A 2,500-nucleotide genomic window follows, 5' to 3' on the forward strand; every position below is an offset into this window, starting at 1 on the left:
TCGGAGTCGAACCGATGACCTCCTGCGTGCAAGGCAGGCGCTCTAGCCAGCTGAGCTAATCCCCCATTTTTATGAAATCAAGATGATGACATCAGATTTCGAATGACGAAGTAATGATTCTCAACTTCTAAAATTTCCTTCAAAATGTAATAAAATGAACATCGCGATTTATTAAGCTTTCGCGAAAGCGTAACCAGTAGTCTCAGGCAGACTCGAACTGCCGACCTCTACATTATCAGTGTAGCGCTCTAACCAGCTGAGCTATGAGACTGTAATTAAACAATCTATAGTTGCTAAGTAATAGTCTTAAGTAAAAAACTCAATACTAAAGTCTAACTACTATTTACTTGTTTATTAAAATTAAATCGACAGCTATTGAAAACTAAAACCTATTACTAACCTTTCGGCTGTAAGTCGTTTGCTGTTTGTTAAAGATATTGTTACATATAAATACATAACGCACCATAACAGGGACAAGCTCTAGAAAGGAGGTGTTCCAGCCGCACCTTCCGGTACGGCTACCTTGTTACGACTTAGCCCTAGTTACCAGTTTTACCCTAGGCCGCTCCTTACGGTGACGGACTTCAGGTACCCCCAGCTTCCATGGCTTGACGGGCGGTGTGTACAAGGCCCGGGAACGTATTCACCGGATCATGGCTGATATCCGATTACTAGCGATTCCAGCTTCATGGAGTCGAGTTGCAGACTCCAATCCGAACTGAGATAGGGTTTATAGATTCGCTCCTTATCGCTAAGTGGCTGCTCTCTGTCCCTACCATTGTAGCACGTGTGTGGCCCAGGACGTAAGGGCCGTGATGATTTGACGTCATCCCCACCTTCCTCACGGTTTGCACCGGCAGTCTGGCTAGAGTTCCCGACATTACTCGCTGGCAACTAACCACAGGGGTTGCGCTCGTTATAGGACTTAACCTGACACCTCACGGCACGAGCTGACGACAACCATGCAGCACCTTGTAATCTGTCCGAAGAAAACTCTATCTCTAAAGCTGTCAGACTACATTTAAGCCCTGGTAAGGTTCCTCGCGTATCATCGAATTAAACCACATGCTCCACCGCTTGTGCGGGCCCCCGTCAATTCCTTTGAGTTTCATTCTTGCGAACGTACTCCCCAGGTGGGATACTTATCACTTTCGCTTAGTCACTCAGCCCGAAGGCCAAACAACTAGTATCCATCGTTTACGGCGTAGACTACCAGGGTATCTAATCCTGTTCGCTACCTACGCTTTCGTCCATCAGCGTCAATATATTGTTAGTGATCTGCCTTCGCAATCGGTATTCTATGTAATCTCTAAGCATTTCACCGCTACACTACATATTCTAACCACTTCACAATAATTCAAGACATACAGTATCAATGGCAATTCTATGGTTAAGCCACAGACTTTCACCACTGACTTATATGCCCGCCTACGGACCCTTTAAACCCAATGATTCCGGATAACGCTTGCACCCTCCGTATTACCGCGGCTGCTGGCACGGAGTTAGCCGGTGCTTATTCTTATGGTACCGTCATCAGTCTACACGTAGACCTTATTCTTCCCATATAAAAGTAGTTTACAACCCATAGGGCAGTCTTCCTACACGCGGCATGGCTGGATCAGAGTTGCCTCCATTGTCCAATATTCCTCACTGCTGCCTCCCGTAGGAGTCTGGTCCGTGTCTCAGTACCAGTGTGGGGGATCTCCCTCTCAGGACCCCTATCTATCGCAGTCTTGGTAAGCCGTTACCTTACCAACTAACTAATAGAACGCATAGTCATCTTATACCGCCGAAACTTTAATTATTTAATGATGCCAAAAAATAATACTATGGGGTATTAATCTTCGTTTCCAAAGGCTATCCCCCAGTATAAGGTAGATTCTATACGCGTTACGCACCCGTGCGCCGGTCGTCAGCAAATAGCAAGCTACTCCTGTTACCCCTCGACTTGCATGTGTTAAGCCTGCCGCTAGCGTTCATCCTGAGCCAGGATCAAACTCTTCATCGTGTGTTGTTAATAATTTCAACTCCTCACAACTCGAAATATCCGGTCAATAATAAACTTCTAGTTTTCAAATTCTTTGTAATAATACCCGAAGGTATTAATACGCGCTGTCAATTCAATAAATCAATGAACTTTCTCTACTACTATTAATAGCAGAAAACTCTTGTAAATGCAAAGGAATCGAACCTCAAATTAGACTAACTAATCTTCCAAAACATCTCAATAAAAACTCTTGAACTTCGCTAGATATGTTACTGTTTCTCTAAGCGGGTGCAAATATACAACTGTTTTTTAAACTCACAACTTAATCTTAAAAATAATTGAAATTTAATTTTCAACCTCCAAAACCAAGAAACAATCGCAATGAACATAACTCACAAATAACCTCTATTTGTTAGCGGCTGCAAAACTACAACCTTTTTCCTAATTACAAACTATCTTTTGAAAAATAATTTGAAGAAATAAAAACAAAGAAACTCTTACGTGAAATTTGAT

Annotated in this window: 2 tRNA genes and 1 rRNA gene (1 of these 3 running past the window's edge); all 3 read right to left on the minus strand. The window is 43.0% G+C overall.

Annotated elements, in window-relative coordinates:
- A tRNA-Ala gene (locus SJY23_RS02590) sits at window positions 1-65 on the minus strand; it reaches 12 nt to the left of the window's first position.
- Window positions 66-197: 132 nt separating this feature from the next.
- Window positions 198-271, minus strand: a tRNA-Ile gene (locus SJY23_RS02595).
- Between the two features lie 213 nt (window positions 272-484).
- Window positions 485-2,008, minus strand: a 16S ribosomal RNA gene (locus tag SJY23_RS02600).
- Window positions 2,009-2,500: the final 492 nt, after the last annotated feature.

Origin of the sequence: Dokdonia sp. R86516 (assembly GCF_044596715.1) — a bacterium.
GTDB lineage: Bacteria > Bacteroidota > Bacteroidia > Flavobacteriales > Flavobacteriaceae > Dokdonia.